1 protein-coding gene is annotated in these 236 nt (G+C 40.7%); it reads left to right on the forward strand.

Annotation, left to right across the window (positions count from 1 at the left end):
• Positions 1 to 236: ATP-binding protein (locus R2R70_RS23180; protein ID WP_410979372.1), on the forward strand; the 236-nt coding region annotated here is incomplete at both ends.

The raw sequence follows: 236 nt of genomic DNA on the forward strand, positions 1-236 counted from the left end.
GGGTGTTTGTAAACATAATATGCAACGCAATTAAGTTTACACACAAAGGAGGTGTAACGGTTGAGTTTAAACTACCTGACGATGCACAATTTTGCGCTATTGTTTCAGACACAGGTATTGGTATTCCAAAAAATGTTGTAAACAGGCTCTTTGAACGATTTGAACAAGCAGCGTCTTCAACCACGCGTGAATATGGTGGAACAGGGCTTGGATTGCCAATTACGAAGTCGCTAATC

Source organism: Cobetia sp. SIMBA_158 (assembly GCF_046566945.1).
In the GTDB taxonomy this organism is placed as follows: Bacteria; Pseudomonadota; Gammaproteobacteria; order Pseudomonadales; family Halomonadaceae; genus Cobetia; species Cobetia amphilecti.